At 64.7% G+C, this 24,795-nt stretch carries 24 protein-coding genes; 16 read left to right on the top strand and 8 right to left on the bottom strand.

Annotated elements, in window-relative coordinates:
- Positions 1–29 precede the first annotated feature (29 nt).
- The 4 genes from U0C82_RS15020 (at position 30) to rsmA (ending at position 5,488) form a co-directional block, all read left to right on the top strand.
- Positions 30–2,498, top strand: a complete 2,469-nt coding sequence (locus U0C82_RS15020) for an LPS-assembly protein LptD (protein WP_322188503.1) — start codon at positions 30–32, stop codon at positions 2,496–2,498.
- 124 nt (positions 2,499–2,622) lie between these two features.
- A complete protein-coding gene (locus U0C82_RS15015; RefSeq protein WP_322188077.1) occupies positions 2,623–3,573 on the top strand; it encodes a peptidylprolyl isomerase in 951 nt (316 codons plus the stop codon).
- On the top strand, positions 3,573–4,652 hold the full coding sequence (gene pdxA / locus U0C82_RS15010; protein WP_322188501.1) for a 4-hydroxythreonine-4-phosphate dehydrogenase PdxA: 1,080 nt from the start codon (positions 3,573–3,575) through the stop codon (positions 4,650–4,652). Before U0C82_RS15015 ends, pdxA begins: the two co-directional genes overlap by 1 nt.
- A complete protein-coding gene (rsmA, locus tag U0C82_RS15005; protein ID WP_322188075.1) occupies positions 4,649–5,488 on the top strand; it encodes a 16S rRNA (adenine(1518)-N(6)/adenine(1519)-N(6))-dimethyltransferase RsmA in 840 nt (279 codons plus the stop codon). The genes pdxA and rsmA overlap by 4 nt, the downstream gene beginning before the upstream one ends.
- Positions 5,489–5,527: 39 nt before the next feature.
- Here the strand turns inward: rsmA and gmk are convergent, their stop codons facing one another.
- The 7 genes from gmk to fabD all read right to left on the bottom strand — a co-directional run bounded on the left by gmk (position 5,528) and on the right by fabD (position 11,941).
- Complete coding sequence (gmk, locus tag U0C82_RS15000; RefSeq protein WP_322188073.1) at positions 5,528–6,196, bottom strand: guanylate kinase; 669 nt, start codon at positions 6,194–6,196, stop codon at positions 5,528–5,530.
- Positions 6,193–7,077, bottom strand: coding sequence for a YicC/YloC family endoribonuclease (locus U0C82_RS14995; protein ID WP_322188071.1), 885 nt, complete (start codon positions 7,075–7,077; stop codon positions 6,193–6,195). The genes gmk and U0C82_RS14995 overlap by 4 nt, the downstream gene beginning before the upstream one ends.
- Before the next feature lie 117 nt (positions 7,078–7,194).
- Positions 7,195–8,301 carry an endolytic transglycosylase MltG gene (mltG, locus tag U0C82_RS14990; RefSeq protein ID WP_322188069.1) on the bottom strand — a complete coding sequence of 369 codons (1,107 nt, stop codon included), beginning with the start codon at positions 8,299–8,301 and terminating at the stop codon, positions 7,195–7,197.
- Between the two features lie 108 nt (positions 8,302–8,409).
- Entirely contained in the window at positions 8,410–9,675 is a 1,266-nt protein-coding gene (gene fabF, locus U0C82_RS14985; protein ID WP_322188067.1) for a beta-ketoacyl-ACP synthase II, read from the bottom strand.
- Positions 9,676–9,828: 153 nt separating this feature from the next.
- A complete protein-coding gene (locus U0C82_RS14980; RefSeq protein WP_116681448.1) occupies positions 9,829–10,068 on the bottom strand; it encodes an acyl carrier protein in 240 nt (79 codons plus the stop codon).
- Between the two features lie 132 nt (positions 10,069–10,200).
- Positions 10,201–10,938: a 3-oxoacyl-[acyl-carrier-protein] reductase gene (gene fabG / locus U0C82_RS14975; protein WP_322188064.1), complete on the bottom strand. Its 738-nt coding sequence runs from the start codon at positions 10,936–10,938 to the stop codon at positions 10,201–10,203.
- A gap of 64 nt (positions 10,939–11,002) precedes the next feature.
- Entirely contained in the window at positions 11,003–11,941 is a 939-nt protein-coding gene (fabD, locus tag U0C82_RS14970; RefSeq protein ID WP_322188062.1) for an ACP S-malonyltransferase, read from the bottom strand.
- A 447-nt stretch (positions 11,942–12,388) separates the two neighbouring features.
- Between fabD and rpsF the strand changes: the two genes are divergently transcribed.
- The 10 genes from rpsF to U0C82_RS14920 all read left to right on the top strand — a co-directional run bounded on the left by rpsF (position 12,389) and on the right by U0C82_RS14920 (position 22,411).
- Positions 12,389–12,841 (top strand): 30S ribosomal protein S6, encoded by a 453-nt coding sequence (rpsF, locus tag U0C82_RS14965; protein WP_322188060.1) that lies wholly within the window; start codon positions 12,389–12,391, stop codon positions 12,839–12,841.
- A gap of 6 nt (positions 12,842–12,847) precedes the next feature.
- Positions 12,848–13,096 (top strand): 30S ribosomal protein S18, encoded by a 249-nt coding sequence (gene rpsR, locus U0C82_RS14960; protein ID WP_322188058.1) that lies wholly within the window; start codon positions 12,848–12,850, stop codon positions 13,094–13,096.
- A 172-nt stretch (positions 13,097–13,268) separates the two neighbouring features.
- Positions 13,269–14,216, top strand: coding sequence for a hypothetical protein (locus U0C82_RS14955; protein ID WP_322188056.1), 948 nt, complete (start codon positions 13,269–13,271; stop codon positions 14,214–14,216).
- 53 nt (positions 14,217–14,269) lie between these two features.
- Complete coding sequence (rplI, locus tag U0C82_RS14950; RefSeq protein WP_322188054.1) at positions 14,270–14,893, top strand: 50S ribosomal protein L9; 624 nt, start codon at positions 14,270–14,272, stop codon at positions 14,891–14,893.
- A 318-nt stretch (positions 14,894–15,211) separates the two neighbouring features.
- Entirely contained in the window at positions 15,212–16,702 is a 1,491-nt protein-coding gene (locus U0C82_RS14945) for a replicative DNA helicase (RefSeq protein WP_322188052.1), read from the top strand.
- Positions 16,671–17,879, top strand: coding sequence for an alanine racemase (gene alr, locus U0C82_RS14940; RefSeq protein WP_322188050.1), 1,209 nt, complete (start codon positions 16,671–16,673; stop codon positions 17,877–17,879). The genes U0C82_RS14945 and alr overlap by 32 nt, the downstream gene beginning before the upstream one ends.
- A 6-nt stretch (positions 17,880–17,885) precedes the next feature.
- Positions 17,886–19,274 carry a DNA repair protein RadA gene (gene radA / locus U0C82_RS14935; RefSeq protein WP_322188048.1) on the top strand — a complete coding sequence of 463 codons (1,389 nt, stop codon included), beginning with the start codon at positions 17,886–17,888 and terminating at the stop codon, positions 19,272–19,274.
- Between the two features lie 141 nt (positions 19,275–19,415).
- Positions 19,416–19,997, top strand: a complete 582-nt coding sequence (locus U0C82_RS14930; RefSeq protein ID WP_322188046.1) for a CvpA family protein — start codon at positions 19,416–19,418, stop codon at positions 19,995–19,997.
- Between the two features lie 146 nt (positions 19,998–20,143).
- Positions 20,144–21,595, top strand: a complete 1,452-nt coding sequence (gene purF, locus U0C82_RS14925; protein ID WP_322188044.1) for an amidophosphoribosyltransferase — start codon at positions 20,144–20,146, stop codon at positions 21,593–21,595.
- Positions 21,596–21,670: 75 nt separating this feature from the next.
- Positions 21,671–22,411, top strand: coding sequence for an SDR family NAD(P)-dependent oxidoreductase (locus U0C82_RS14920; protein ID WP_322188042.1), 741 nt, complete (start codon positions 21,671–21,673; stop codon positions 22,409–22,411).
- Between the two features lie 41 nt (positions 22,412–22,452).
- Here U0C82_RS14920 and U0C82_RS14915 read toward each other — a convergent pair whose 3' ends face one another.
- Entirely contained in the window at positions 22,453–22,665 is a 213-nt protein-coding gene (locus U0C82_RS14915) for a hypothetical protein (RefSeq protein ID WP_322188040.1), read from the bottom strand.
- A 331-nt stretch (positions 22,666–22,996) separates the two neighbouring features.
- Between U0C82_RS14915 and U0C82_RS14910 the strand changes: the two genes are divergently transcribed.
- The gene (locus U0C82_RS14910) at positions 22,997–23,530 is read left to right on the top strand and encodes a gamma carbonic anhydrase family protein (RefSeq protein ID WP_322188038.1); all 534 of its coding nucleotides are present in this window, start codon (positions 22,997–22,999) and stop codon (positions 23,528–23,530) included.
- A 62-nt stretch (positions 23,531–23,592) separates the two neighbouring features.
- Positions 23,593–24,699, top strand: coding sequence for an aminotransferase class I/II-fold pyridoxal phosphate-dependent enzyme (locus tag U0C82_RS14905; protein ID WP_322188036.1), 1,107 nt, complete (start codon positions 23,593–23,595; stop codon positions 24,697–24,699).
- Positions 24,700–24,795: the final 96 nt, after the last annotated feature.

Below are 24,795 nucleotides of genomic sequence, written 5' to 3'. Positions count from 1 at the left end.
ATATGTTGAGGGGATGTGATCGTTTGGCGGTGGGGACCGGCAACAGGTCGCGCAAGTCGGTTCTTCTGTGCGGGACCGCGCTGGCGCTGTCGGCAATGTTCGTTGCCACAGGCGCCGATGGCGCTCGCGCCCAGGAGATATCCGCCATCGGCGCGGACGTTCCGAGCGACGCCCAGCTCTTCCTGGAAGCCGACACCGTCACCTACGACAGCGACCGCTCCGTCGTCACGGCCGCCGGCGGCGTCCAGATCGACTATGGCGACTACAAGGTCGTCGCGCGCAATCTCGTCTATGATCAGAAGACGCGGCGCCTCATGGTCAGCGGCGACGTCGAACTGCAGCAGCCGGACGGCAATCGGATCTATGCCGACCAGCTCGATCTGACCGACGATTTCCGTGATGGCTTCGTGCAGGCGCTCCGAATCGAGACGCCCGACAATACCCGGTTCGCCGCGGCATCGGCGACCCGTGCCGACGGAAGCGTCACCACCTTCGACCGGGGCGTCTACACGGCCTGCGAGGCCTGCGAGGAAAACCCGGATCGACCGCCGCTGTGGCAGGTGAAGGCACGCAAGATCGTTTGGGATCAGGAAGCGAAGGAGATTCGCTACTATGGCGCCCAGTTCGAATTCTTCGGCGCGCCGATCGCCTACCTGCCCTATTTCCAGTCGGCCGACCCGACGGTCAAACGCAAGTCCGGCTTCCTGGCGCCTTCGTTCAAGTCCGGCAGCGATCTCGGCTACGGTCTGCGCGTTCCCTATTTCTACGCCCTGTCGGACGACAAGGACTTCACCGTAGCCGGCACCTATTATACCAAGCAGGGCTTTCTCGGCGAGATCGAGTACCGACAGGCCTTCGAGAACGGCATCATCACCTTGCAGGCGGCCGGCATCAGCCAGCAGGATCGCTTCGCGTTCGACGGCGACAACATCGTCCAGAACGGTCAGATCATCGGCGAGTCGCCGGACTACGCCAACACCGATCGCGGCATGGTGGGAACCAAGGGCCGGTTCGCCCTCTCGGAACAGTGGGTCTTCGGCTGGGAATGGCTTTTCCAGAGCGACGACAATTTCTCGAACACCTACGACATTCCCGGCTTCTCGGACACGATCCACACGTCCGAAGTCTATCTGACCGGTCTCGGCGACCAGAGCTTCTTCGACCTGCGCATGCAGGAGTTCGACTATCAGTCGACCGATCCGCTGCTCGACGATCGCCAGCCCTTCGTCCGGCCGCGATTCGATTACGAGCGGATCGAGCAGGAGTCTGTCCTCGGCGGCGAGGTCACGTTCAACATGAACGTCGTGTCGTTGGAGCGGGAAGCCGACGACCTGACCCTCATCTGCGACACGACGTCGGCCATCGACGATGGCGTGCGGCAGAGCTGCGTGATCCCGAACAACGGCTATCAGTTCAATCCGTTCTTCACCCGCCACAACGGCCTCGAAGGCGACTATTCGCGCGGCTCCGCCGATCTGCGTTGGTCCGATGTCTACACGCTGCCGTCGGGTCTCGTGCTGACGCCCACCGCGGGGCTGCGGGGAGATCTCTACACCGCCGACATGCAGTCGGCCGGCTTCACGAATCCCCTCTATGCCAATGGCAACCTCATCGACTCGATCCTGAACCAGGGCGCCGAGGATATCGACATTTCCGGCACCCGCGGCATGGCGACGGCCGCCCTGGAGGCGCGCTATCCCTATCTGATCCAGGTCGGCGGCGTCAGCCACGTCATCGAGCCGATCGCCCAGGTGATCGCCCGGAACGACGAGCAGGACATCGGGTTGATCCCGAACGAGGATTCGGGAACCTTCGTCTTCAATGCCACCAACCTCTTCGATCTCAACAAGTTCAGTGGCTACGATCGAATCGAAGGCGGCCACAGGGCCAATGTCGGCCTGCGCTATTCGGGCGATCTCGGAAACGATTGGGTGGTCAACGCGGTCGCCGGCCAGTCCTATCACCTTGGCGGCAGGAACTCGTTCGACGAGGTGGATCTGACGCTCGTCGGCTTCAATTCCGGCCTCGAGAAGGACATTTCGGACTATGTCGGCCTCGTCTCCCTGCAGACCCCGTACGGACTCACCGTCGGTGCCCAGGGGCGTTATGACGAGGAAGACCTGTCGCTCGAACGGCTCGACGTGTTCAGCGAGGTCAGCTTCGAACGGGTCACCGCGAGCGTCTCCTACTCGAACATTGCGGCGCAGCCGATCTACGGATCCCTGGACGACAGAAGCCAGGCCACGGCCTCGGGCTCGCTTCAGTTCGCCGAAAACTGGACCGCTTTCGCCGGCGCCAGCTACGATATCGAGAACGGCGCGCTCATCGACCAGAACTACGGCATCCGATATGCCGACGAATGCTTCAGCCTGCTGGTCGGCTATCGCGAGCGTACCGACAGGTACTCTCTGGAATCCGACGAACAGACCTTCACCTTCAATGTCGGCCTTCGCACGATCGCCGAGTTCGGCCAGTCGCTGAATGCCGGTGGGTTCTGATGAAAGCCAGCCGGCTCTTTCGTTCCAGCGCCCGAGAAAGAGCCGGTGCACCATTCTTTTGCCCAATCGGACCGCTAGGCGCATCGGTAAAGACGACGACCGGACTTTGAGGAAACCCCTGGGTATGCAACGACTGACCTCCTGGATGATGCGCGGCGCCATGTTGGCGGTTCTCGGTGTAGCCGGCCCGGCTTCGATCGGCGTCGGCACGCCGTCCGCCTACGCGGCGACCTCGATCAAGGCCGTGGTCAACGGCCAGCCGATCACGACCTACCAGATCCGCCAGCGCGCAGCCTTCCTGAAGCTGCGCCGCGTCGGCGGAAACACCACGCAGAAAGCGACCGAGGAACTGATCGACGAGGCCCTGAAGAAGCAGGAGATCGAGCGTCAGGGGGTTACGATCCCGGATCAGGCGATCGAAGCCGCCTACGAGAACTTTGCCAAGGGCAACAAGCTGTCGACGGCGCAATTGGCGCAGGTCCTGGGACAGGCAGGCTTTTCGCCCGAGGCCTTCAAGGATTATATCCGCGTGCAGATGGGTTGGGGCCAGGCGGTCGCCAAACGCGTGCAGCGCGAGGAACGCCTGAGCGAACAGGACGTCGTCCAGCGCATGCTGGCGCGCGGCGGCGAAAAGCCGTCGACGACGGAATACAATCTCCAGCAGGTCATCTTCGTCATTCCCGAGGGCCAGCGCGGCGCGCTGCTCGCCAACCGCAAGCGCGAGGCCGCTGCCATGCGGTCGCGTTTCCGGTCGTGCGATACGACCTACGACATTGCCAAGGGCCTGCGGGACGTGACCGTCCGCGACCTCGGACGCGTCGCACAGCCGGAGCTGCCACCGATCTGGAAGGACGACGTGATCGGCACCGATCCCGGACGCGCGACGGCGCCGAAGGAAACCGACCGGGGTGTCGAATTCATCGCCGTGTGCAACGCGCGGACGATCTCGGACGATCGCGCCGCCCAGATGGTCTTCCAGATGCAGGACATGGAGGCGTTGAACAAGGGCCAGGACGGCCCCGATGCAGCCGTCCTGAAGACGCTTCGCGAGGAAGCGCAGATCGTCCGGCGTTGATGCGGACGGGTCCGTCGACGTCCGGCGACGGCAACCGGGCATCCGTTCTGGCTTTCACCCTCGGGGAGCCTTCGGGCGTCGGTCCCGACCTCGTTCTCGATCTTCACCGGTCGGGTGTTCTGGCGTCGATCCCCTATTTCGTGATCGCCGATCCCGAAATGATGGCGAGCCGGGCGAAGCGTCTGCGCCTCACCATCCCGATGGTCCGCATCGACACGCCTGCCGCATACGCATCGGTTCCGCACGGGGCGCTTCCGGTTCTGCCCCTGGTCAACCGTCATCTCGACGAGCCGGGGCACGTCGATCCGGCCAATGGGGCGGGGACCATCGAAGCGATCGACCGTGCGACCGCGCTCGCGCTGCGCAGCGAAATCGGCGGTATCGTCACGGGGCCCATCGACAAGAAGGCGCTCTACGATGTCGGCTTCCGGCATCCCGGCCATACGGAATATCTGGCGGATCTGTGTTCGCAGGCGACCGGCAGGCCGATCACGCCCGTGATGCTCCTGGCAGGTCCCGACCTGTCCTGCGTGCCGGTCACGATCCACGTGCCGCTTGCCTCCGTCTCGAGGCTGCTGACCTGTGACCTCATTGTCGAGACCTGCCGCATCGTCAACAGGGATCTGAAGGCGAAATTCGCGATCCCGCATCCTCGGCTGGCGCTGGCGGGCCTCAATCCCCATGCCGGCGAGCGGGGCTCGATCGGTCTCGAGGACGAGACGGTGGTCCGCCCCGCCGTCGAGATCCTGAGAAGAGACGGGATCGACGCGACCGGTCCGCTGCCCGCCGACACCATGTTCAACGCCCGCGCCCGTCGTGCCTACGATGTCGCCATATGCATGTATCACGATCAGGCGCTGATCCCCGCCAAGACGCTCGCCTTCGACGAAACGGTCAACATCACGCTCGGCCTGCCGATCATCCGCACGTCGCCCGACCATGGGACGGCCGCCGACATCGCCGGCAGGGGCGTCGCGCGCCCGGACAGCTTCCGGGCCGCCGTCGAGAAGGCATGGATGATGGCGCAGTCGTCCGCGACAGCCGGTCCGCTCGATCGGTCCGAAACGGTTTCGCATTGAGCGTCCTCGACGATCTGCCGCCGCTGCGCGACGTCATCGCGCGCCACGATCTGGCGCCGCGCAAGCAGCTCGGCCAGAATTTTCTTCTCGATCTCAATCTGACCTCGAAGATCGCGCGCCAGGCCGCTCCGCTCGCCGATGCGACCATCCTCGAAATCGGTCCGGGACCGGGCGGCCTGACACGGGCGCTTCTTGCCAACGGCGCCGAACAGCTCGTCGTCGTCGAGAAGGATCCGCGCTGCATCCCGGCGCTGGACGAGATCGCCGCCTATTATCCGGGACGGCTCAGGATCATCGAAGCCGACGCGCTCGACATGGATCTTGCCGCGATCGCAGGCGACAGGCCGCTGAAGATCGTCGCGAACCTTCCCTACAATGTCGGCACGCAGCTTCTCCTCAACTGGATCGCGGTCGAGGCCTGGCCGCCGCGTTGGCAGAGCCTGACGCTGATGTTCCAGAAGGAAGTCGCCGAGCGGATCGTCGCCAAGCCCGACACCGATCATTACGGTCGTCTCGCCGTTCTGGCCGGCTGGCGGACCCATGCCCGGATCCTGTTCGACGTCCCGGCGCAGGCCTTCACGCCGCCGCCGAAGGTGACCTCGGCGATCGTGCACGTCACGCCGTCCCTTGCGCCCTTTCCCGCATCGCTGACGGCGCTGGAAACGGTGACCGCCGCAGCCTTCGGGCAACGGCGCAAGATGCTGCGGCAGAGCCTCAAGCCGCTGGGCGGAGAAAGCCTGCTCGATCGCGTCGGCATCGATCCGAGACGGCGCGCCGAGACGCTTTCGGTGGAGGAATTTCTCGCACTCGCCAACGCGCTCGGGCGCGACGAATAGGCCGCCCCGACCGGCTCCGACCGGCAATGCGATGCCCGGCTATTCGATCGGTTCGTTCAGAAGCATCTGGGTGAAGGCTTCGAGACCCGGGCGTCGCTCCCGGCGCAGGCGCTCGGCCGCGATGATCGCGCGCACGGCCGCGTAGGCCTGATTGAGATCGTCGTTGACGATCACATAGTCGTAGTCCCGCCAGCGCTCGATCTCGACGCGCGAATTGGCGAGCCGGATCGCGATCGTTTCGCTGGAATCCTCGGCCCTTCGCAACAGCCGCGCCTTCAGCTCGGCCATGGAAGGCGGGAGGATGAAGATCGAGACGACGTCGGCGCCCGCCTTGTCCTGAAGCTGCAGCGCGCCCTGATAATCGATGTCGAACAGCATGTCGTGGCCGTTCCGCATCGCCTCTTCGGCCGGTCCGCGGGGTGTCCCGTAGAAATTGCCGTGGACTTCGGCCCATTCGAGAAGGGCATCGCCATCGCGCAGCCTGATGAACTCGTCCCGATCGATGAAGCGATAGTGGATGCCGTCGACTTCGCTGCCGCGCCGCTTTCGGGTGGTGACGCTGATCGAGAGCGAAAAGCTCCGGTCGGCATCCATCAAGGTGTGGGCGATCGTCGATTTTCCAGCGCCGGAGGGCGAGGAGATGACCAGCATCAGGCCCCGGCGTCCAATCGTCACATCCGTCGGTGTCTTCGCGTCCGTCTTGCTCATTCGATATTCTGAACCTGTTCTCGCAATTGATCGACCGCCACCTTGAGATCGAGGCCGATGGCGGTCAGAGCGACCGAATTCGACTTGGAACAGATCGTATTCGATTCGCGATTCATTTCCTGCGCCAGAAAGTCGAAACGCCGTCCAACCGGCTCGTTCTTCACAAGCAGTTCGCGCGCGCTGGTCACGTGACTGGCCAATCGGTCGATTTCTTCGCCGATATCGGCCCGCACGGAGATGAGGGCGAGTTCCTGCAGAAGACGCTGCTCGTCGAGCGTCTGCTCGACGAGGCGTTCGGCCTGATCCTTGATGCGCTGCCTGACGATATCGGGGTTTCGGCTGCGTTCCACGCGAGCGGCCTGCGACAGGGTCTCGATCCTGTCGATGAAGGCGCCGACGACGGCGGCGAGGTTCGCCCCCTCGTCGGCCCGCGAACCTTCCAGATCCTCGACGGCCCGTTCGAACGAAACCATCGCTGCGTCGAGCGCGGCGTCGGGGATGGCGCGCGCCTGCCGGCTCTCGTCATGGCTGTCGATGACGCCTTTCAGGGCAAGAAGGCCATCGGCGCTCGGGCGTGTCGCGCGACCCTCGGCGACCAGGCGGTCGCACATCGCGGCATAGGCTTCGAGCCTTGCCTCGTCGATCGCGCCGGCGCGCGCCGCAACGGCCGTCTGCGTGGTGAGAGTTGCCTGAACATTGCCCCGGAACAGCCGCTTTCCGGCGATCGCACGCAAAGCGAGTTCGAGGCTGTCATAGCCGGGCGGCAGCCGGAAGCGCAGTTCGAGATTGCGGCCGTTCACGCTCTTGAGTTCCCAGCGCAACGCCAGCTCGTCGGTTTCGCGATCGACCCGGGAAAACCCGGTCATGCTCCTGATGCCCACGCTCGGCTCCTCGGTCATTTCTCGATATTGCCGGATGGCGCGGCCTGTCGGGATCGTCGTTCCCGAACGCAAAAGAGCCGGGATGGCGATCCCGGCCCTTTTCGGAGTTCAGCCATCCTATTGAGCGTCGGCCCGGCGCTCGCGTTCGATGGCGCGGTATTTCTGGACGTTCCGGTTGTGCTCTTCGAGGGTTTCGGCGAACACGTGCCCGCCCGTCCCGTCGGCCACGAAGTAGACATCGTCGGTGTCGAGCGGATGGGCCACCGCCTCGAGCGCGTCCCGGCCCGGGATGGCGATCGGTCCGGGCGGCAGGCCGTTGATCCGGTACGTGTTGTAGGGTGTGTCGCTTTCGATGTCGGCTCGCGTGATCGGAGCGTCGGACGGCTTCCCGGCCCCTCCATAGATCCCGTAGAGGAAGGTCGGATCGGACTGCAGCCGCATGCCCTGGCGCAGCCTGTTCACGAAGACCGAGGCGACGTGCGGACGTTCCGACGCAATGCCGGTTTCACGTTCGACGATCGAGGCCAGGGTGACGAACTGGCCGATATCCTCGATCGGCAGGCCCTCCTGGCGGCCCTCCCAGATGCTGCGGACCATCGCTTCCTGAGCGTCGCGCATGCTCTGGACGAGCTGTTCCCGTGTCATGCCGCGCTGGACCATGTGGGTTTCGGCCTGCAGCATGCCTTCGGGCGGCATGTCGGGCATCTGCCCGGTCAGCACGTCGGAATCGGCGATCCGCTGATAGGCGCGCTGGACGGTCCAGCCTTCCGGAACCGTGATCGCATGCTGGACGGAATCGCCGCGCGCGATCTTTTCCATGACGTCGCGCATGGAGACGCCGGCGTCGAAGGCGTATTCGCCGGCTTTCAGCTGGCTTCCCACGCCCGCGATCTTCGCGCCGATCTTGAAGATCTGCGAGCTGGAAACGACGCCGCGCTCCTCGAGATTGTCGGCGATGGCGTTCAGCGAACTGTTCCGCGCGACGACGAAGCTGGTCTCGGATCTCAAGGGACCGGCGTTCTCGAACTCGCCCTTGCCCCAATACATGGCGGCACCGGCGGCCAATGCGCCGAAGAAGACGAGCGAAAGGCAGAAGTTCAGGAAAATCACCAATTGGCTGCGGGCAAGCCGGGATCGGCGTTTGGGTCGGGTCTTCGCTCTCGTGTCCGCATTCGCGTTCGATGGATCGGACTGATAGACCCCGGCGTCTTCGTCTTTTCTCAAAAGTCTGCCCCCAAAACGAATTCCCGTTCCTGGAAATCGTCCATCACGGCAATGTGGCAAAAGCCCGGCGCTTGAGGGCGTCGGACCCTTGTGAACGAACCGCCGTTGTCAGTCGGCCACGCGGCGCATGACGAGCGAGGCGTTGGTTCCGCCGAACCCGAACGAGTTCGACAGGACGATGTCGATCTGTTTCTCGCGCTTTGCATTCGCGCAGAGATCGATCTTCGTTTCGACGGACGGATTGTCGAGGTTGATCGTCGGCGGCGCGACATTGTCGCGGATCGCCAGAACCGAGAAGATCGCTTCCACGGCACCGGCCGCACCCAGAAGATGCCCGACGGCGGACTTGGTGGAGGACATCGTGATCCGGTCGGCCGATTCGCCGACGAGACGCTCGAAAGCGCGCAGTTCGATCTCGTCGCCCATCGGCGTCGAGGTTCCGTGCGCGTTGACGTAGTCGAGCTGGTCCGGAGACAGGTTGGCACGCTTCAGCGCGGCCGACATGCAGCGATAGGCGCCGTCGCCATCGGGTGCCGGAGCGGTGATGTGATAGGCGTCGCCCGACATGCCGTAGCCGATGACTTCCGCGTAGATCTTCGCGCCGCGCGCCTTGGCGTGCTCGTATTCCTCAAGAATGACGATGCCGGCACCCTCGCCCATCACGAACCCGTCGCGATCCCTGTCGTAGGGACGCGAGGCGCGTGTCGGATCGTCATTGTAGCGGGTGGACAGCGCCTTGCACGCCGCAAAACCGGCCAGCGACAGCCGGCACACGGGAGATTCGGTTCCGCCGGCGACCATGATGTCGGCATCGCCAAGGGCCACGAGCCGCGACGCGTCGCCGATCGCATGGGCGCCCGTCGAGCAGGCCGTGACCACGGAATGATTGGGGCCCCTCAGCTTGTGCCGGATGGACACATGGCCGGAGGCCAGATTGATGAGACTGCCGGGAATGAAGAACGGAGACAGCCTGCGCGGGCCCTTTTCGGCGAGCAACAGCGAATTTCGCTCGATGCTTTCGAGCCCGCCTATCCCCGAACCAATGAGGACGCCGGTGCGGATCTGCTCGTCGTAGGTCTCGGGATGCCAGTCGGCATCGTCGAGTGCCTCGGCCGCAGCGGCGACCGCGTAGACGATGAAATCGTCGACCTTGCGTTGTTCCTTCGGCTCCATCCAGAGATCGGGATTGAATGTGCCGTCCTGTCCGTCGCCGCGCTTGATTTGGCAGGCGATCTTGCAGGGTAGATCGTCGACCTGGAACGATTCGACACGCGCAGCGCCGCTCTCGCCTTTCAGCAGCCGCTTCCACGTATCTGCGACATTGGCCCCGAGCGGGGACACCATGCCGACGCCAGTGATTACAACTCGTCTCATCTGCTGCACTATCGTCGAACCATCCGCACGCATCATCGATCGAATGAAGTACGGCCCCGCCGCGCCAGGCGCTTCCGAGGCCGAATCCGCTCGGGCAAGCGACCGGCGATCCCGATGGGATTTCGACCGACGCGCCCGCCCGCGGGTGTTTTCTTAGGACGCTTTGTTCTTCTCGATGAAGTTCACCGCATCGCCGACCGTGAGAATGGTCTCAGCCGCATCGTCCGGAATCTCGACACCGAATTCTTCTTCGAATGCCATGACGAGTTCAACCGTATCGAGGCTGTCAGCGCCCAGATCGTCGATGAAGCTCGCATTTTCGGTGACCTTGCTCTCTTCGACGCCGAGATGTTCGACGACGATTTTTTTCACCTTGTCAGCGGTTTCGCTCATTGTCAGTCCTCTATTGCAATGACCCTGTCGTCGCCTTCGTTAGACGTGCGACAATCGATTATCAAGCGTGCTGCCACGAAGGTGAGCAGCATAACGCAGCGTGTTCGACGTGTTCCCCAGGATTATACGACCTCAAATCATCGCCATTCCGCCATTCACATGGATTGTCTGGCCGGTGATGTAGGCTGCTTCGTCGGATGCGAGGAAGACGCATGTCGAAGCGATCTCGTTCGCCTCGCCCATCCGTTTCATGGGAATGGCACCCATGATCGAATCGCGCTGCTTGTCGTTGAGACTATCAGTCATCGGGGTCGCGATGAAACCGGGCGCGACGCAGTTCACGGTGACCTTTCGCGACGCGATCTCGCCGGCGAGCGATTTCGAGAAGCCGATGATGCCCGCCTTGGCCGCACAATAGTTCGCCTGGCCGGGATTTCCGGTCACGCCGACGATCGAGGTGATGTTGATGATGCGGCCGTGGCGCTTGCGCATCATCGGATGGGCCAGTTCGCGCGTCAGCCGGAAAGCGGCCGTCAGGTCGATCTCGATGACCCGGTCCCAGTCCTCGTCGGACATGCGGACGGCCAGACCGTCCTTGGTGATGCCTGCATTGTTGACGAGGATATCGATCCCGTCGAGCGCCGCCTGGGCTGCTTCCGCAAGGCCCGTCTGGCCAGCGCGCTCGGACAGGTCGGCCGGCAGGACGTGGACGCGGTCCGACAATTCGGCGGCCAGTTCGTCGAGAGCGGCCCGGCGCGTGCCGTGGATCCCGACCGTGGCCCCGGCCGCGTGGAGCGCGACCGCGATGGCCTTGCCGATGCCGCCGCTGGCTCCCGTGACCAGAGCCTTTCGTCCCGTCAGATCGAACATGATACTTCCTCTTCGTTTGGTCGCACTGGCGCGCAAGGCGCCCGTTCGGCGAACCCTTGGCCTGTTAGGAGCGTTCTTTCAAGAAGGCCGCGATGTCCTCGGGCGTGCCGACGGGCCGTGCACCGAGGCGCTTGTCGATACGGCGCGCCAGACCGGAGAGCACCTTGCCGGATCCGATCTCGGCAAGGTCCGTCACGCCCTCCCCGGCGGCGAACATCATCGTCTCGCGCCAGCGGACCGATCCGGTGACCTGTTCGACGAGACGGGTCCGTATCGCATCGGGATCGCGGGTCGCATCGGCCGTGACATTGGTGATGACGGGAATGACGGGCTGCGAGATCGTGACGTGCTTCAGCGCCTCCGCCATGCGGTCTGCCGCCGGCTGCATCAGGGAGCAATGGAACGGCGCCGATACCGACAGCGGGATCGCCCGCTTCGCTCCGCGGGCCCCGGCAAGTTCGACCGCCCGTGCGACCGCGGCCGCGGTTCCGGAGATCACGATCTGACCGCCGCCATTGTCGTTGGCCGGCTCGCAGACCGAGCCTTCGCGGATCTCGTCGCAGAGCGCCTGCACCGCGTCGAGGTCCAGCCCCAGAATCGCCGCCATCGCACCCTCGCCCTCCGGAACCGCGTCCTGCATCGCCGTGCCGCGAATGCGCAGCAGCCTGGCGGTTTCCGACAGGCCGAGCGAACCGGTGGCCGCGAGCGCCGAATATTCGCCGAGCGAATGGCCGGCGGCATAACCGGCATCGGACACGTTGAAGCCCTCGCTCTCCAGCGCCCGTAGCGCTGCCATGGACACCGCCATGAGCGCCGGCTGCGCGTTGGCGGTACGGGTCAGTTCCTCGATCGACCCGTCGAACATCAGGGCGGAAAGCTTCTCGCCGAGCGCGTCGTCGACCTCGCGAAAGACCTCGCGGCTCTCCGGATAGGCATCGTGCAGCGCCTTGCCCATTCCGATCGCCTGACTTCCCTGACCCGGGAATATGATTGCCAATGACATGAAGGGCCTCCTAGAATGAAACACGTGCCGGCATCCTGCGGCGATCCGGTCCGGCCGAGCGCCGCCGTTTCCCCGCATCTTCGGCATTTGGCGGGTGTGTCAAGCGCACGAACGTGCAAACTTCGTGACGCGCAGCAGCATCGCTGCGCGCCAAGGCGACTGTTCCGGCCGGGTCAACGGTTGCAATGGAGACGCAAAACGGCTAACTGCCGCCCGTTGACGTTTGAGAACCCGACTGGGGGCTGAACGGAAGGCGTCCGGTTCTTTCGGACTCATGGAACTCAAGAAGGGTTCCGGCTTCCCGTGTCTCCGCTCTCGACCGTTTTTCGCAGATGCGCCTTTCCTTTTCACCGCCACACGCGGTTCTTGAGAGAAAGGTCGCTGAGGCTTAGCCGTCGGGTTCTCTTTTCGTGCGTCTTCAGAACGAAACCGGAAAGGCGAACCGATATGGCTCTTTACGAGCATGTATTTCTCGCGCGTCAGGACGTTTCGAACAGCCAGGTTGAACAGCTGGTCGAAACCCTGCGCGGCATCCTGGAGTCCGGCGGCGGAAGCGTCGCCAAGGTCGAGAGCTGGGGTCTCAAGACCCTGGCTTACCGGATGGATAAGAACCGCAAAGCGCACTACACCCTCATGAACATCGATGCGCCTTCGGCCGCGGTTCAGGAGATGGAGCGCCAGATGCGCTTCAACGAGGACATTCTCCGCTTCATGACCATCCGCGTCGAGGAGCACGAGGACGGTCCGTCGGCCATGATGCAGAAGCGCGACGATCGCGGCCCCCGCCGTGGCGGACGCGACGACCGGGGCGGCCCGCCGCGCCGTGACCGCGACGACCGCCCGCCGCGCGGCGACCGTGAAGATCGCCCTCGCCGCGACCGCAACAGCGACTCGGAGTAAATCATCATGGTTGATATCGCACAGCTTCCGACCCGTCGTCCGTTCCACCGTCGGCGCAAGTCCGATCCGTTTTCGGGCACCGACGCCCCGAAGATCGACTACAAGGACGTTCGTCTCCTGCAGCGCTACATTTCCGAGCGTGGCAAGATCGTTCCTTCGCGCATCACGGCCGTTTCGCAGAAGAACCAGCGCGCACTCGCCAAGGCGATCAAGCGCGCCCGTATCCTGGGTCTTCTGCCCTACGTCGTAAAGTAAGACGAACGCGGCGCGAGCCGCCGCAAACGACACGATTTGGACGGAGCCGGGCAACAGCCCGGCTCCGTCCAGGGTTTCCCTCCGCAAATCGGCGGCGGTCGGAAGCTTGGTTCTTCGAGACGCCGGGTTGGGGCCCGTCCCCTAACTGCTCGACGCAGGACAGCGACATTTCATGAAACTCACCACGATCCTGATCGCGATCGGCGCGGCTTTGACGAGTGCCCTCCTGTTCGCGGGATTGGCCACCCAGTCGGCCTTCGCCGTCGGCTTTGCGCTGGCGACGCCCGTTCCGGTCGTCATCGCCAGCCTCGGCTGGGGATCGTCCGTCGGTTTCCTGGCGGCCCTCCTGGCGCCGGCGCTCCTCTTCGTCCTGACCGGCAATGCGCCGAGCACCATCACGCTTGCGCTTGCCATGACGGTTCCGGCGGCGATCTGTTCGAGCCTTGCGCTGCGCCGCTTCGACGGGTCCGACCCGGCCGCCGCGACAGCAGCGTCGAGCCAGTGGATGCCGGTCTCGCGCGTCCTCTTCGTCCTCACCGTTCTGGCGGCGACGGCGTGCGTCCTGATCGGCTGGCTCCTGGGCTTCGACCCGGCTTCGATCGAGCCCGCCCTGCTGGACGCCTTCGTCGATCCGACCGTCACGCTCGACCCGGCCGAAGAGCTTCAGCTCAAGAACCTCGTCAGCATCATCGTCGATATCGTTCCGCTCGTTCAGCCGGCGATCCTGACGATGACGCTGGTCGTCTGCCTGCATTTCGGCGCGGCCGTCGCGCGCCGGTCGGGGCGGCTCGAAAGACCGAAGGACGACCTGCCGGTGGTGACCTCGCTTCCGCAGGATGCGTTGATCCTCTTCGCGTTCGCCCTCGGCGGGACGTTTCTGTCGGGCGCGGGCGGTCTCGTCGCCACGGTGTTTGCGGGCGCACTCGGAACCGCGTTCGCCCTCGTCGGGCTTGCCCGCTTCCACCGGCGCACGCGCGGCCGGCCTGCCCGCGGCCTGGCGCTGTTCGTGGTCTACGCCACGATCCTGTTTCTTACCTTCCCGATCTTCGTCTTCGTCGTGATCGGCCTCGTCGATGTCTGGCGGCACGGCGAAAGACTTCGCCCCACCCGGCCGGACTAGGGTCCGGACCAACCCCAGAGAACTGCAAACCCCTTCAACAAAGGACACGTACCATGGACGTTATTCTTCTCGAGCGAATCGGCCGTCTCGGCCAGATCGGCGACACCGTTCGCGTCCGCGACGGCTATGCCAGAAACTTCCTCCTGCCGTCGGGCCGCGCCCTTCGCGCCAATGCGGCGAACCAGGCCCGCTTCGAAGCGCAGAAGGACCAGATCATCCAGCGCAACGAAGAGCGCAAGGCCGACGCGCGCCAGATCGGCGACCAGATCGAAGGCAAGACCTTCATGGTCGTCAGGTCCGCCGGCGAAAGCGGCCAGCTCTACGGCTCGGTTTCGGCTCGCGACATTTCGGACCTGATCGGCCATCAGGGCTTCAAGGTCGGCCGCAACGAGGTCGCACTTCAGCAGCCGCTCAAGCAGATCGGCCTGCACGAGGTCACGATCGCGCTCCATCCCGAGGTCGAGGTCATCGTGAAGGTGAACATCGCCCGTTCGGCGGAGGAAGCCGAACGCCAGGCGGCGGGTGAAGACCTCACCTCCTACGAGGCGATCTACGGCGAGGAAGAGCCGGACTTCGGCGGCGACGAGAACGCCATGGACGAAGACCGCGACGATGACGACGACCGTCAGCCAATCGACGAAGACGCGGAAGCCGAGAGCGAGAGCCAGCCTTCCTGAGACCGGTTTTCACATTCCGGCTTACTTGAACGATCGTCGTTCGTTCCCGTTCGGAACGGCCGCTCGATACGCGATGGGTCCTGCGATGCGGGACCCATTTTCGTTTGCGGGGCGCGCGATGCCCGGATCGCCGGCGGGCGGTCGCATCCGCGCGCGGACCTGGCGTTCGTGCGGCTTCGTCCCCATAGTTATGCACAGAATATCCCGCAGCGCACAGACCTGACCCGGCCCTTGCCCCGGGCGTGAGGGATCGTTTCCAAAGGGTGTCCGGGTCGTGTATTCCATGCGCTCACGGCGGCGGATGAGGAGTGGTCGAGGATGGCTCAGGCACTGAAGAAGCTGGAGCAGGACGAGCAGGCGCTCTATCGCGTGGCTCCGAACAATCTGGAGGCGGAACAGGCCCTTCTGGGGGCGATCCTCGTCAACAACGACGCCTATTACATCGTCCATGATTTTCTGAAGCCGGATCATTTCTACGAGCCGCTTCACCGGGAGATCTTCGGCAAGGCGTCCGAAATGATCCGGATGGGCAAGATCGCCAATCCGGTGACGATCAAGACGTTCCTCGCCGCCGACCAGCGCGTCGGCGACATGACCATCGCGCAATATCTGGCACGGCTTGCCGCCGAGGCGACGACGGTCATCAACACCGGCGATTACGGCCGCGCGATCTACGATCTCGCGATCCGGCGCTCGCTGATCCGCATCGGCGAGGACGTGGTCAACGTCGCCTTCGACGCCCCGCTCGACATGGAGCCGAAGAGCCAGATCGAGGATGCCGAGCGCCGCCTGTTCGAACTGGCCGAGACCGGCCGCTACGACGGCGGCTTCCAGTCGTTCCGCGACGCGATCGATCTCGCCGTTCAGATGGCGACGGCGGCCAAGGACCGCGACGGCGGTCTGTCGGGCATATCGTGCGGTCTGCGGACCGTCGATCGCAAGATGGGCGGCCTGCAATCGTCCGATCTGATCATCCTTGCCGGACGTCCCGCCATGGGCAAGACCTCGCTTGCGACCAACATCGCCTTCAACGTCGCGGCCGCGTACGAGCCGGCGGAACAGGCGGATGGGTCGTTCAAGGCGCGGAACGGCGGCGTCGTCGGCTTCTTCAGCCTCGAAATGTCGGCGGAGCAGCTCGCCACCCGCATCATATCCGAGCAGACGGAAATCTCCTCCTCCAAGATCCGGCGCGGCGAGATCAACGACTCCGAGCTGCAGAAGCTCATCGCCTGCACCGAGATGATGAGCAAGATCCCGCTCTACATCGATCAGACCGGCGGTATCTCGATCGCCCAGCTCTCGGCCCGGGCGCGCCGCCTCAAACGCCAGCGCGGGCTCGACCTGATGGTGATCGACTACGTGCAGCTGATGACCGGGTCCTCGAAGAACGCGTCCGCGAACCGGGTGCAGGAGATCACCGAGATCACCACGGGCCTCAAGGCCCTGGCAAAGGAACTCTCGGTTCCGATCATCGCGCTCTCCCAGCTCTCGCGACAGGTGGAAAATCGCGAGGACAAGCGGCCCCAGCTGTCGGATCTGCGCGAATCGGGCTCGATCGAGCAGGATGCCGACGTGGTTCTCTTCGTCTATCGCGAGGAATATTACCTCGCCAACCGCGAACCGAAGCCGGGCTCCGACGAGCACCTGAAATGGGAACAGGCGCTGAACGACGCGCGCGGCAAGGGCGATGTCATCATCGCCAAGCAGCGTCACGGGCCGGTCGGCACGATTCCGCTCGCCTTCCAGCCCGAATATACGCGTTTCTCCGATTTGGCCGATGACAGCTACCTTCCGGAACAGCACTATTGAGTTGAGGGCCGAGGCTTCGATCGGCGGGGCTTCGGACGTCGAAGCCCGCCGCATGCCGCGCGTCGATATCGACCGGGGCGCGCTCCGGCGGAACTGGCGGCGGCTGGCCGACCGCCATTCGAGCGCGCGCACCGGCGCGGCGATCAAGGCGAACGGCTACGGGCTGGGGGCCTGCGAGGTCTCCCGCGCCCTGTTCGCGGCCGGATGCCGCGATTTCTTCGTGGCCTGGCCTTCGGAAGGGCGAACGGTTCGGCGATCGCTGTCCGACATTGCCGGCTCGAAGGCGCGCATCTTCGTGCTTCAGGGCCTCGAGCCCTCGGCCGTCGAACCGTGCCTCACCGATGACCTCGTACCCGTGCTCTCGAGCCTTGACGATCTTCGGATCTGGTCGACCGGCCTCGCCCGGCTCGGACGCAGTGCGTCCTGCGCCCTGCAGTTCGAGACGGGCATGAACCGTCTCGGCCTCGACGAGCGCGACCTGGGCGAGGCGGCGAGGATCGCCGCGGCGGCCGGCTCCCCGATCGCGCTCGTGCTGAGCCATCTCGCCAATGCCGACGAATCGATCGCCGATTCGCAGATCCAGCGCCGGCGATTTTTCCGGATGGCGGCGCAGTTTCCGGGCGTTCCGCGTTCCCTCGCCAATTCCGCGGGGCTGTTTCTCGGCGACGAATTCGCCTTCGACCTCGCCCGTCCGGGCATTGCGCTCTACGGCGGCCGCGCGGGCGTGCCCGAAGATGTCACGATTGAACCGGTGGCCCGCCTGACCGCCGCCGTGCTGCAGGTTCGCGAGACGGAGGCCGGCGAACGCGCGGGCTATGGGCGCGCCGCGCAGCTTTCCCGCCGAACGCGCATCGCGACCGTCGGGATCGGCTATGGCGACGGATATCCGCGCGCGCTATCGGGCTCGGGCACTTTGTCGCGGCCGGACAGCCCGGCTCCGGTCGCCTTCCTCGCCGGCCGGCGCGTCCCGATTCTCGGCCGGATCTCGATGGACCTGACGCTTCTCGACATCACGGACGTTCCCGAGAACGCGGTCTTGCCCGGCGACCGGGCCGAGTTCTTCGGACCGAACGTCCCCATCGACGATGTGGCGCGAGCGGCCGGCACCATCGCCTACGAACTTTTGACCGGACTCGGGGCGAGGGTCTATCGTTCATGGAGCGAAGGTCCTATCTGACGGGACATGGCGAAAACCAAGACAAGCTTCATCTGCCAAGCCTGCGGCTCGGTCTATTCACGCTGGCAGGGCAAGTGCGAAGCCTGCGGCGAGTGGAACACGATCGTCGAGGAATCGTCGGCCGGCGGCGTCGCCGGAGGCCCCCAGCGCTCCCGGCGCAGGGGAACGCCGTCCCAGCTCCTTGCGCTTTCGGGCGAGAGCGAGGAGGCGCCGCGCATCGCCTCGGGCATCGCCGAACTCGATCGCGCGACGGGCGGCGGCATCGTGCGCGGCTCGGCCATCCTGATCGGCGGCGATCCCGGTATCGGCAAGTCGACCTTGTTGATGCAGGCGGCTGCGGCGCTGTCGCGCAAGGGCGCGAAGGTGATCTACGTTTCCGGCGAGGAGGCGGTCGCACAGGTTCGCCTGCGCGCTGAGCGCCTGAAGGCGTCCGATACGAGCGTCCAGCTCATGGCGGAGACGAATGTCGAGGACATTCTCGCCACGCTCGCCGAAAGCGGTCGGCCGGATCTCGTCATCATCGACTCGATCCAGACGCTCTGGAGCGATCAGGCCGATTCGGCGCCCGGCACGGTCACCCAGGTGCGCACCGGCGTCCAATCGCTCATCCGCTTCGCCAAGGCATCGGGCGCGGCGGTCGTCCTCGTCGGGCACGTGACGAAGGAAGGCCAGATCGCCGGGCCCCGCGTCGTCGAGCATATGGTGGACGCGGTCCTGTACTTCGAGGGCGAAGGCGGGCACCACTACCGGATTCTGCGCACGGTGAAGAACCGCTTCGGCCCGACCGACGAGATCGGCGTGTTCGAGATGGGCGACAAGGGCCTTCGCGAAGTGCCGAACCCGTCCGAACTGTTCCTGGGCGAGCGCAACAACAAGGCACCGGGGGCCGCGGTCTTCGCCGGCATGGAGGGGACACGCCCGGTGCTCGTCGAGATTCAGGCGCTCGTCGCGCCCTCCTCCCTCGGCACGCCGCGACGGGCCGTGCTGGGGTGGGATTCGCCACGGCTCGCCATGGTTCTCGCGGTCCTCGAAGCCCGGTGCGGGGTCCGGCTCGGACAGCACGACGTCTATCTGAACGTCGCCGGCGGTTACCGGATCTCCGAGCCCGCTGCCGATCTTGCCGTGGCGGCGGCGCTCGTCTCGTCGCTGTCGGGCGTGACGCTGCCGGCCGACGCGGTCTATTTCGGGGAGATCAGTCTTTCCGGCGCGACCCGGCCCGTCGTCCATTCCGGCCAGCGGCTGAGGGAAGCGGAGAAGCTCGGCTTCTCTCTCGCGACCATTCCCGCCAACATTCCGGACCTGCCCAAGAGCGGCATGGGCCTCAGCGAAATCGAGAACGTCGGGGATCTCGTCGCCACCATCGCCGCCGGATCCGGCGCCCTCGATTCAGAATGACGGCGTCTGGCCTTTCGTCACGTCTTGATCTTGACGCAAGGAAGTTGTGAAACGCCTCACAGACGCCAAATCGACCGTCGATCGATCCCGCAGACCGCGCTCACGCCATTTTCGCCAACCGACCACGGACCAGAACCAGCGATGTCCCTGACCATTCTCGATGCAATTCTCGTTGCGATCATGCTCGTCTCGGCGCTTCTCGCCATGGTGAGAGGCTTTTCACGCGAAGTTCTCTCGATCGTGGCCTGGGGAACGGCAGCCGTCGCCGCGTTCTACTTCTACGAGCCGGTGACGCCGTACGTCGCCGAATATGTCAGGTCCGAGACGGTCGCGATGGTGGTCGCCGCGGCGATCGTCTTCTTCGTCGTTCTCATCATCGTGTCCTTCATCACGCTGAAGATCGCCGATTTCATCATCGACAGCCGCGTCGGAGCGTTCGACCGGGTTCTCGGCTTCGTCTTCGGCGCCGCGCGCGGCCTTCTCCTCGTCGTCGTCGCCATGCTCTTCTTCAACTGGCTGACCCCTGAAAACCAGCCGCAATGGGTCGCGAACGCCGGCTCCAAGCCGATGCTCGACGACTTGGGTCAGAATCTCATCGCCGCCCTGCCGGAGAACCCGGAAAACTCGTTCATGGAACAGATCGGCGGGCTGACGGAAAACCCCGATCCGGCGGCGGAGACGGGTGGCGAGTCTGTGGAAGGCCTCATCGAAAACGCGGAGTAGATCCGCATGTCGGTTGCATGACGGAACCGATCGGGCGTATGGCAGGAATGAAAGTGCGGGTCGAACGGTCGATGCGCGCACTTGGGCTTCTTATGTAACGGCCATAGGTCGACATTCCACGCCGTCGGCAGGCAGTGAGAAAAGCAATGGATGAAACGCCATTCGGCGACGATACGCTGCATGAGGAATGCGGCGTTTTCGGCATTTACGGACGAACCGATGCGGCGGCTCTGGTCACGCTCGGGCTGCACGCGCTGCAGCATCGCGGTCAGGAGGCCGCGGGAATCGTGGCCTTCGACGGAACCCAGTTCCACGTCGAACGCCATCCCGGCCTGATCGGCGACACGTTCACCAAGCAGGCGGTCCTCGAACGCCTTCCCGGCGAATCCGCGATCGGTCACACGCGCTACGCAACGACCGGCGGCGGCGGCTTGCGCAATGTGCAACCCTTCTTCGCGGAACTTGCCGTCGGCGGCTTCGCCGTCGCCCACAACGGCAACATCACGAATGCGATGACCGTCCAGCGCGAACTTCAGCGGCGCGGGTCGATCTTCTCCTCGACCTCCGACACGGAGACGATCCTGCACCTCATCGCCACTTCGGGTGCGCGGGAGTTCAAGGACAAGCTGATCGACGCCCTCTCGCGGCTCGAAGGCGCATTCTCGCTGGTGGGCCTGTCGGCAAAGAAGCTCGTCGGCGTTCGCGACCCTCTCGGCATCCGGCCGCTGGTTCTCGGCACGCTCGAAGGGTCCCCGATCCTCGCTTCGGAAACCTGCGCGCTCGATATCATCGGCGCCGATTTCGTGCGCGACATCGAGCCCGGCGAGATGGTGATCGTCACCGACGACGGCATCGAAAGCCTGTTCCCGTTCCAGAAGCGCAAGAGCCGTTTCTGCATCTTCGAATATGTCTATTTCGCCCGGCCCGATTCCAACGTCGAGGGCCGAAACGTCTATACGATCCGCAAGAACATCGGCGCGGAGCTGGCGCGCGAGAGCCATATCGAAGCCGATCTCGTCGTTCCCGTCCCCGATTCCGGCGTGCCTGCCGCGATCGGCTACGCCCAGGAAGCCAATCTGCCGTTCGAGCTCGGGATCATCCGCAATCATTATGTGGGACGGACGTTCATTCAGCCGAGCGACTCGATCCGACACATGGGCGTCAAGCTCAAGCACAACGCCAACCGCGCGATGATCGAGGGCAAGCGAATCGTCCTCGTCGACGATTCCATCGTCCGCGGCACGACGAGCCAGAAGATCGTGCAGATGATGCGCGATGCGGGCGCGTCGGAAGTTCACATGCGGATCGCATCGCCGCCGACCAAGGGCGCGTGCTTCTACGGCGTGGATACGCCGGAAACCGCGAAGCTCCTGGCCTCCCGCATGACCGTCGAGAAGATGGCGGAGTTCATCAAGGTCGACAGCCTCTCCTTCATCTCCATCGACGGACTCTACCGGGCCTGTGACGAGAGGGAGCGCGACAGGCATCAACCGCAATATTGCGACGCCTGCTTCACCGGGGACTATCCCACGGCGCTGACGGACAACGACACGACCGACAATGTGCGCCAGCTGTCCCTGCTCGGCGGGTTCGCCTGACGGCCGGGCGGACGGGCGGCACGAGGCGCGACGCGTTCTCGTCGCCTTGAGCCACAGACTTCATCGAGGAACGGCATGACGGGACAATTGGACGGACGGATCGCCCTGGTGACGGGAGCGTCCCGCGGGATCGGCTGCGAGCTGGCGGAGCATTTCGCCGCCGAAGGCGCGCATGTCTATTGCGTGGCGCGGACGGTCGGCGCCCTCGAGGAACTCGACGATCGGATCAAGGCCAAAGGCGGCAGCGCGACGCTGGTACCGCTCGATCTCCTCGATTATCCGGGGATCGACCGTCTGGGCGCCGCGATCCACGAGCGACACGGCAAGCTCGACATCATGGTTGCCAATGCCGGCATGCTCGGCGTGCTGTCGCCGATCGGCCATATCGAGGCGAAGACATTCGAGAAGACGATGGCGACCAATGTCACGTCGGTCTGGCGGCTGATCCGATCCCTCGATCCGCTGCTGCGCAAGTCGGACGCCGGACGCGCGATCCTGATGTCCTCGGGTGCGGCCCATTCCGCCAAGGCGTATTGGGGGCTCTATGCCGCGACGAAGGCGGCCATGGAAGCGCTCGGCAGATCCTGGGCGAACGAGACGATGAACACCGCCCTCAGGGTCAATCTGGTCAATCCCGGCGCGACCGCGACCCGTATGCGGGCGACCGCGATGCCGGGCGAAGATCCGAAGACGCTGCCGCAGCCGCGTGACGTGGCCGCAAGGATCGTGCCGCTCGCCCTGCCCTCGCTGCAGGAGACCGGCCGATTGTTCGACGTGCGGGAGAACCGCTTCTTGGACGTTCACATGCCGGGGTGACCCGGGCCGGCCTGTGGGAAGGCCGAGATCGTCTTCGATCGTCAGGCCGCTTTCGCGTTTCGCGCAGTGGCTTGCGCCTGCACGGATCGCAGCGCCTTGACGTAGCAGCTGGCCAGAAGATCCAGATCGACGGGTGCGTAACGGACCAGGGCCTTCTCGATCGTCCTGCGGTCCAACCCGTCGCCCAGCAGGCCGAGAACCGTGTGATACAGCACGGTCTCGTCGTCCAGCCGGGGCAATTCTCGTCGGAACATGGCGGGTTTCCTTCCCTCGTCGCCGCGAGCCGGTCCTTGCAGGTGTGACCATAACCGCGTGAGAATTACTCTAAGTCAGCTCGGCTTGCCCGAGGCTGGAGATGGCGGCCGATGTCATCGCGCATGGCCGGTCCCGGCCCGCGAGCGACACCATCGCCGCGCGACGCTTCATCCCGCTTCGTCGCACCGGATGGCCGGGAAGCGGATGTCACTTTCTCGCCGGACGGTGTAGCCTCGCTCCTCGACAATGCACCAGGTCCCTCGCGCGCATCTTGCGTGTCGTGCCGAGCGCGCGCGAGTGGCATTCACGGAAAACGCAGGAGGAACACCCATGCCGATCTATTCGCTCGAAGGCGATGCGCCGGAATTTCCGCAGGATGGCGCACCGTTCGTCGCGCCCGGCGCGCGGATCATCGGACGTGTCAGGCTCGGCAGCAATGTGGGCGTCTGGTTCAATGCGGTCATTCGGGGCGACAACGAATGGATGACCATCGGCGACGACACGAACATCCAGGACAATTGCACACTGCACAGCGACCAGGGCTTCCCGCTCACCATCGGCAAAGGCTGCACCATCGGCCACAATGCGATCGTCCACGGCTGCACGCTGGGCGACAATGTGCTGATCGGAATGGGCGCAACGATCCTCAACGGCGCGGTGATCGGTGACAATTCGATCGTCGGAGCCAACGCGCTGGTGACGGAGGGCAAGGTCTTTCCACCCAACTCGCTGATCGTCGGCGCGCCGGCCAAGGCGGTGCGGGAGCTCGACGCGGCGGCGGCCGAGAAGCTGAAGCAGTCGGCGCGCCATTACGCGGGCAATGCGGCACGCTTTGCGGCAGGCCTGCGCAAGACCAAGGCTTGACGGGACCGGTCTTCCAGACCGCGAACACGTGACATATGCAAGACATGGCAGGGCGTTCCAGCATGACCGGACCTTTCTCCCCGCGCATTCGCGCGCTGGCTTCGATTTCGCCGTTCACCGGCCCCGAAACGCTGGAACGGCAGCATGGCCGGGCGTTCCAGGCGCGGCTCGGCGCGAACGAAAGCGTGTTCGGACCCTCGCCGAAGGCGATCGACGCAATGGCGCGTGCGGCCGAAACGAGCTGGATGTACGGGGACCCCGAACAGTTCGCATTGCGCGAAGCGCTTGCCTCCAAACTCGGAATCTCCAGGGATTGCGTGGTGTGCGGCGTCGGGATCGACGGGCTGTTGCGCGATCTCGTGGCGGCGGCCTGCGATCCCGGCAGCACCGTGCTTGCGAGCCTCGGCGCCTATCCGACGTTCGGTTATTTCGCGGTGGCGGCCGGCGCGGCGGTCGAGACCGTTCCCTATACGCCCGATTACCGGCAGGATCTGCCGGCGCTTGCCGCGCGCGCGAACGAACTTGGTCCCAGGATCCTCTATCTCACCAATCCGGACAATCCGACGGGCTCATGGGCCAGCGCGGACGAGGTCGAGGCGCTGGTCCTAAAGGTTCCGGAGAATACGCTGATCGTGCTCGACGAAGCCTACTGCGAATTCGCGCCCGCGCGGGCGACGCTTCCCGCGCATTATCTCAGGCCCAATTTCGTCCGCCTGCGGACCTTCTCGAAAGCCTACGGCATGGCCGGCGTGCGTGTCGGCTACGCGTTTGGCGATCCGAACGCGATCGCCCAGATCCACAAGGTACGCGATCATTTCAGCCTGTCCCGCATCGCACAGGCGGGCGCCCTCGCGGCCCTTTCGGACGCCGATCATCTGGCGTTCACGATCGATGCGGTCGAGAAAGGCCGCAGCCTCCTCGGGAAGGTGGCGGAGCGGTTCGGCTTCCGCGCCCTCCCGTCAGCCACGAATTTCGTCGCCATGGACCTCGGCCGGGGAGAGGAACATTGCCGGGCGCTTGCCGAGGACATCGCGAAGCAGGGCGTTTTCGTGCGTCGGCCCGGCGCGCCATTCCTCAATCGCACCCTGCGGGTCAGCGTCGGAACGCCGCAGGATGTCGAATGTTTCGAAGCGGCCTTGTCGAAGGCGGTCGAGGCGATCGACGGCTGATGGTCCGCCTCTGGCATCGGTGTCGATGTTCGCTCGGCGCAGACTTGGATGCACAAGGATATGATGTAGAGGTCAAACGCTCTGACGTTCCATACC

It is taken from the genome of Fulvimarina uroteuthidis (assembly GCF_034321785.1).
In the GTDB taxonomy this organism is placed as follows: domain Bacteria; phylum Pseudomonadota; class Alphaproteobacteria; order Rhizobiales; family Rhizobiaceae; genus Fulvimarina; species Fulvimarina uroteuthidis.
The sequence above is the reverse complement of the archived record's forward strand: the minus strand, read 5'-3'. Positions and strand labels throughout refer to the sequence as shown.

What these genes read in the sequence shown, in the direction of transcription:
- U0C82_RS15015 (WP_322188077.1), top strand. Translation starts at nt 2,623, where the DNA reads ATGCAACGACTGACCTCCTGGATGATGCGCGGCGCCATGTTGGCGGTT.
- pdxA (WP_322188501.1), top strand. Translation starts at nt 3,573, where the DNA reads ATGCGGACGGGTCCGTCGACGTCCGGCGACGGCAACCGGGCATCCGTT.
- gmk (WP_322188073.1), bottom strand. Translation starts at nt 6,196, where the DNA reads ATGAGCAAGACGGACGCGAAGACACCGACGGATGTGACGATTGGACGC.
- fabF (WP_322188067.1), bottom strand. Translation starts at nt 9,675, where the DNA reads ATGAGACGAGTTGTAATCACTGGCGTCGGCATGGTGTCCCCGCTCGGG.
- U0C82_RS14980 (WP_116681448.1), bottom strand. Translation starts at nt 10,068, where the DNA reads ATGAGCGAAACCGCTGACAAGGTGAAAAAAATCGTCGTCGAACATCTC.
- fabG (WP_322188064.1), bottom strand. Translation starts at nt 10,938, where the DNA reads ATGTTCGATCTGACGGGACGAAAGGCTCTGGTCACGGGAGCCAGCGGC.
- fabD (WP_322188062.1), bottom strand. Translation starts at nt 11,941, where the DNA reads ATGTCATTGGCAATCATATTCCCGGGTCAGGGAAGTCAGGCGATCGGA.
- rpsF (WP_322188060.1), top strand. Translation starts at nt 12,389, where the DNA reads ATGGCTCTTTACGAGCATGTATTTCTCGCGCGTCAGGACGTTTCGAAC.
- rpsR (WP_322188058.1), top strand. Translation starts at nt 12,848, where the DNA reads ATGGTTGATATCGCACAGCTTCCGACCCGTCGTCCGTTCCACCGTCGG.
- U0C82_RS14955 (WP_322188056.1), top strand. Translation starts at nt 13,269, where the DNA reads ATGAAACTCACCACGATCCTGATCGCGATCGGCGCGGCTTTGACGAGT.
- rplI (WP_322188054.1), top strand. Translation starts at nt 14,270, where the DNA reads ATGGACGTTATTCTTCTCGAGCGAATCGGCCGTCTCGGCCAGATCGGC.
- U0C82_RS14945 (WP_322188052.1), top strand. Translation starts at nt 15,212, where the DNA reads ATGGCTCAGGCACTGAAGAAGCTGGAGCAGGACGAGCAGGCGCTCTAT.
- alr (WP_322188050.1), top strand. Translation starts at nt 16,671, where the DNA reads ATGACAGCTACCTTCCGGAACAGCACTATTGAGTTGAGGGCCGAGGCT.
- radA (WP_322188048.1), top strand. Translation starts at nt 17,886, where the DNA reads ATGGCGAAAACCAAGACAAGCTTCATCTGCCAAGCCTGCGGCTCGGTC.
- U0C82_RS14930 (WP_322188046.1), top strand. Translation starts at nt 19,416, where the DNA reads ATGTCCCTGACCATTCTCGATGCAATTCTCGTTGCGATCATGCTCGTC.
- purF (WP_322188044.1), top strand. Translation starts at nt 20,144, where the DNA reads ATGGATGAAACGCCATTCGGCGACGATACGCTGCATGAGGAATGCGGC.
- U0C82_RS14920 (WP_322188042.1), top strand. Translation starts at nt 21,671, where the DNA reads ATGACGGGACAATTGGACGGACGGATCGCCCTGGTGACGGGAGCGTCC.
- U0C82_RS14915 (WP_322188040.1), bottom strand. Translation starts at nt 22,665, where the DNA reads ATGTTCCGACGAGAATTGCCCCGGCTGGACGACGAGACCGTGCTGTAT.
- U0C82_RS14910 (WP_322188038.1), top strand. Translation starts at nt 22,997, where the DNA reads ATGCCGATCTATTCGCTCGAAGGCGATGCGCCGGAATTTCCGCAGGAT.
- U0C82_RS14905 (WP_322188036.1), top strand. Translation starts at nt 23,593, where the DNA reads ATGACCGGACCTTTCTCCCCGCGCATTCGCGCGCTGGCTTCGATTTCG.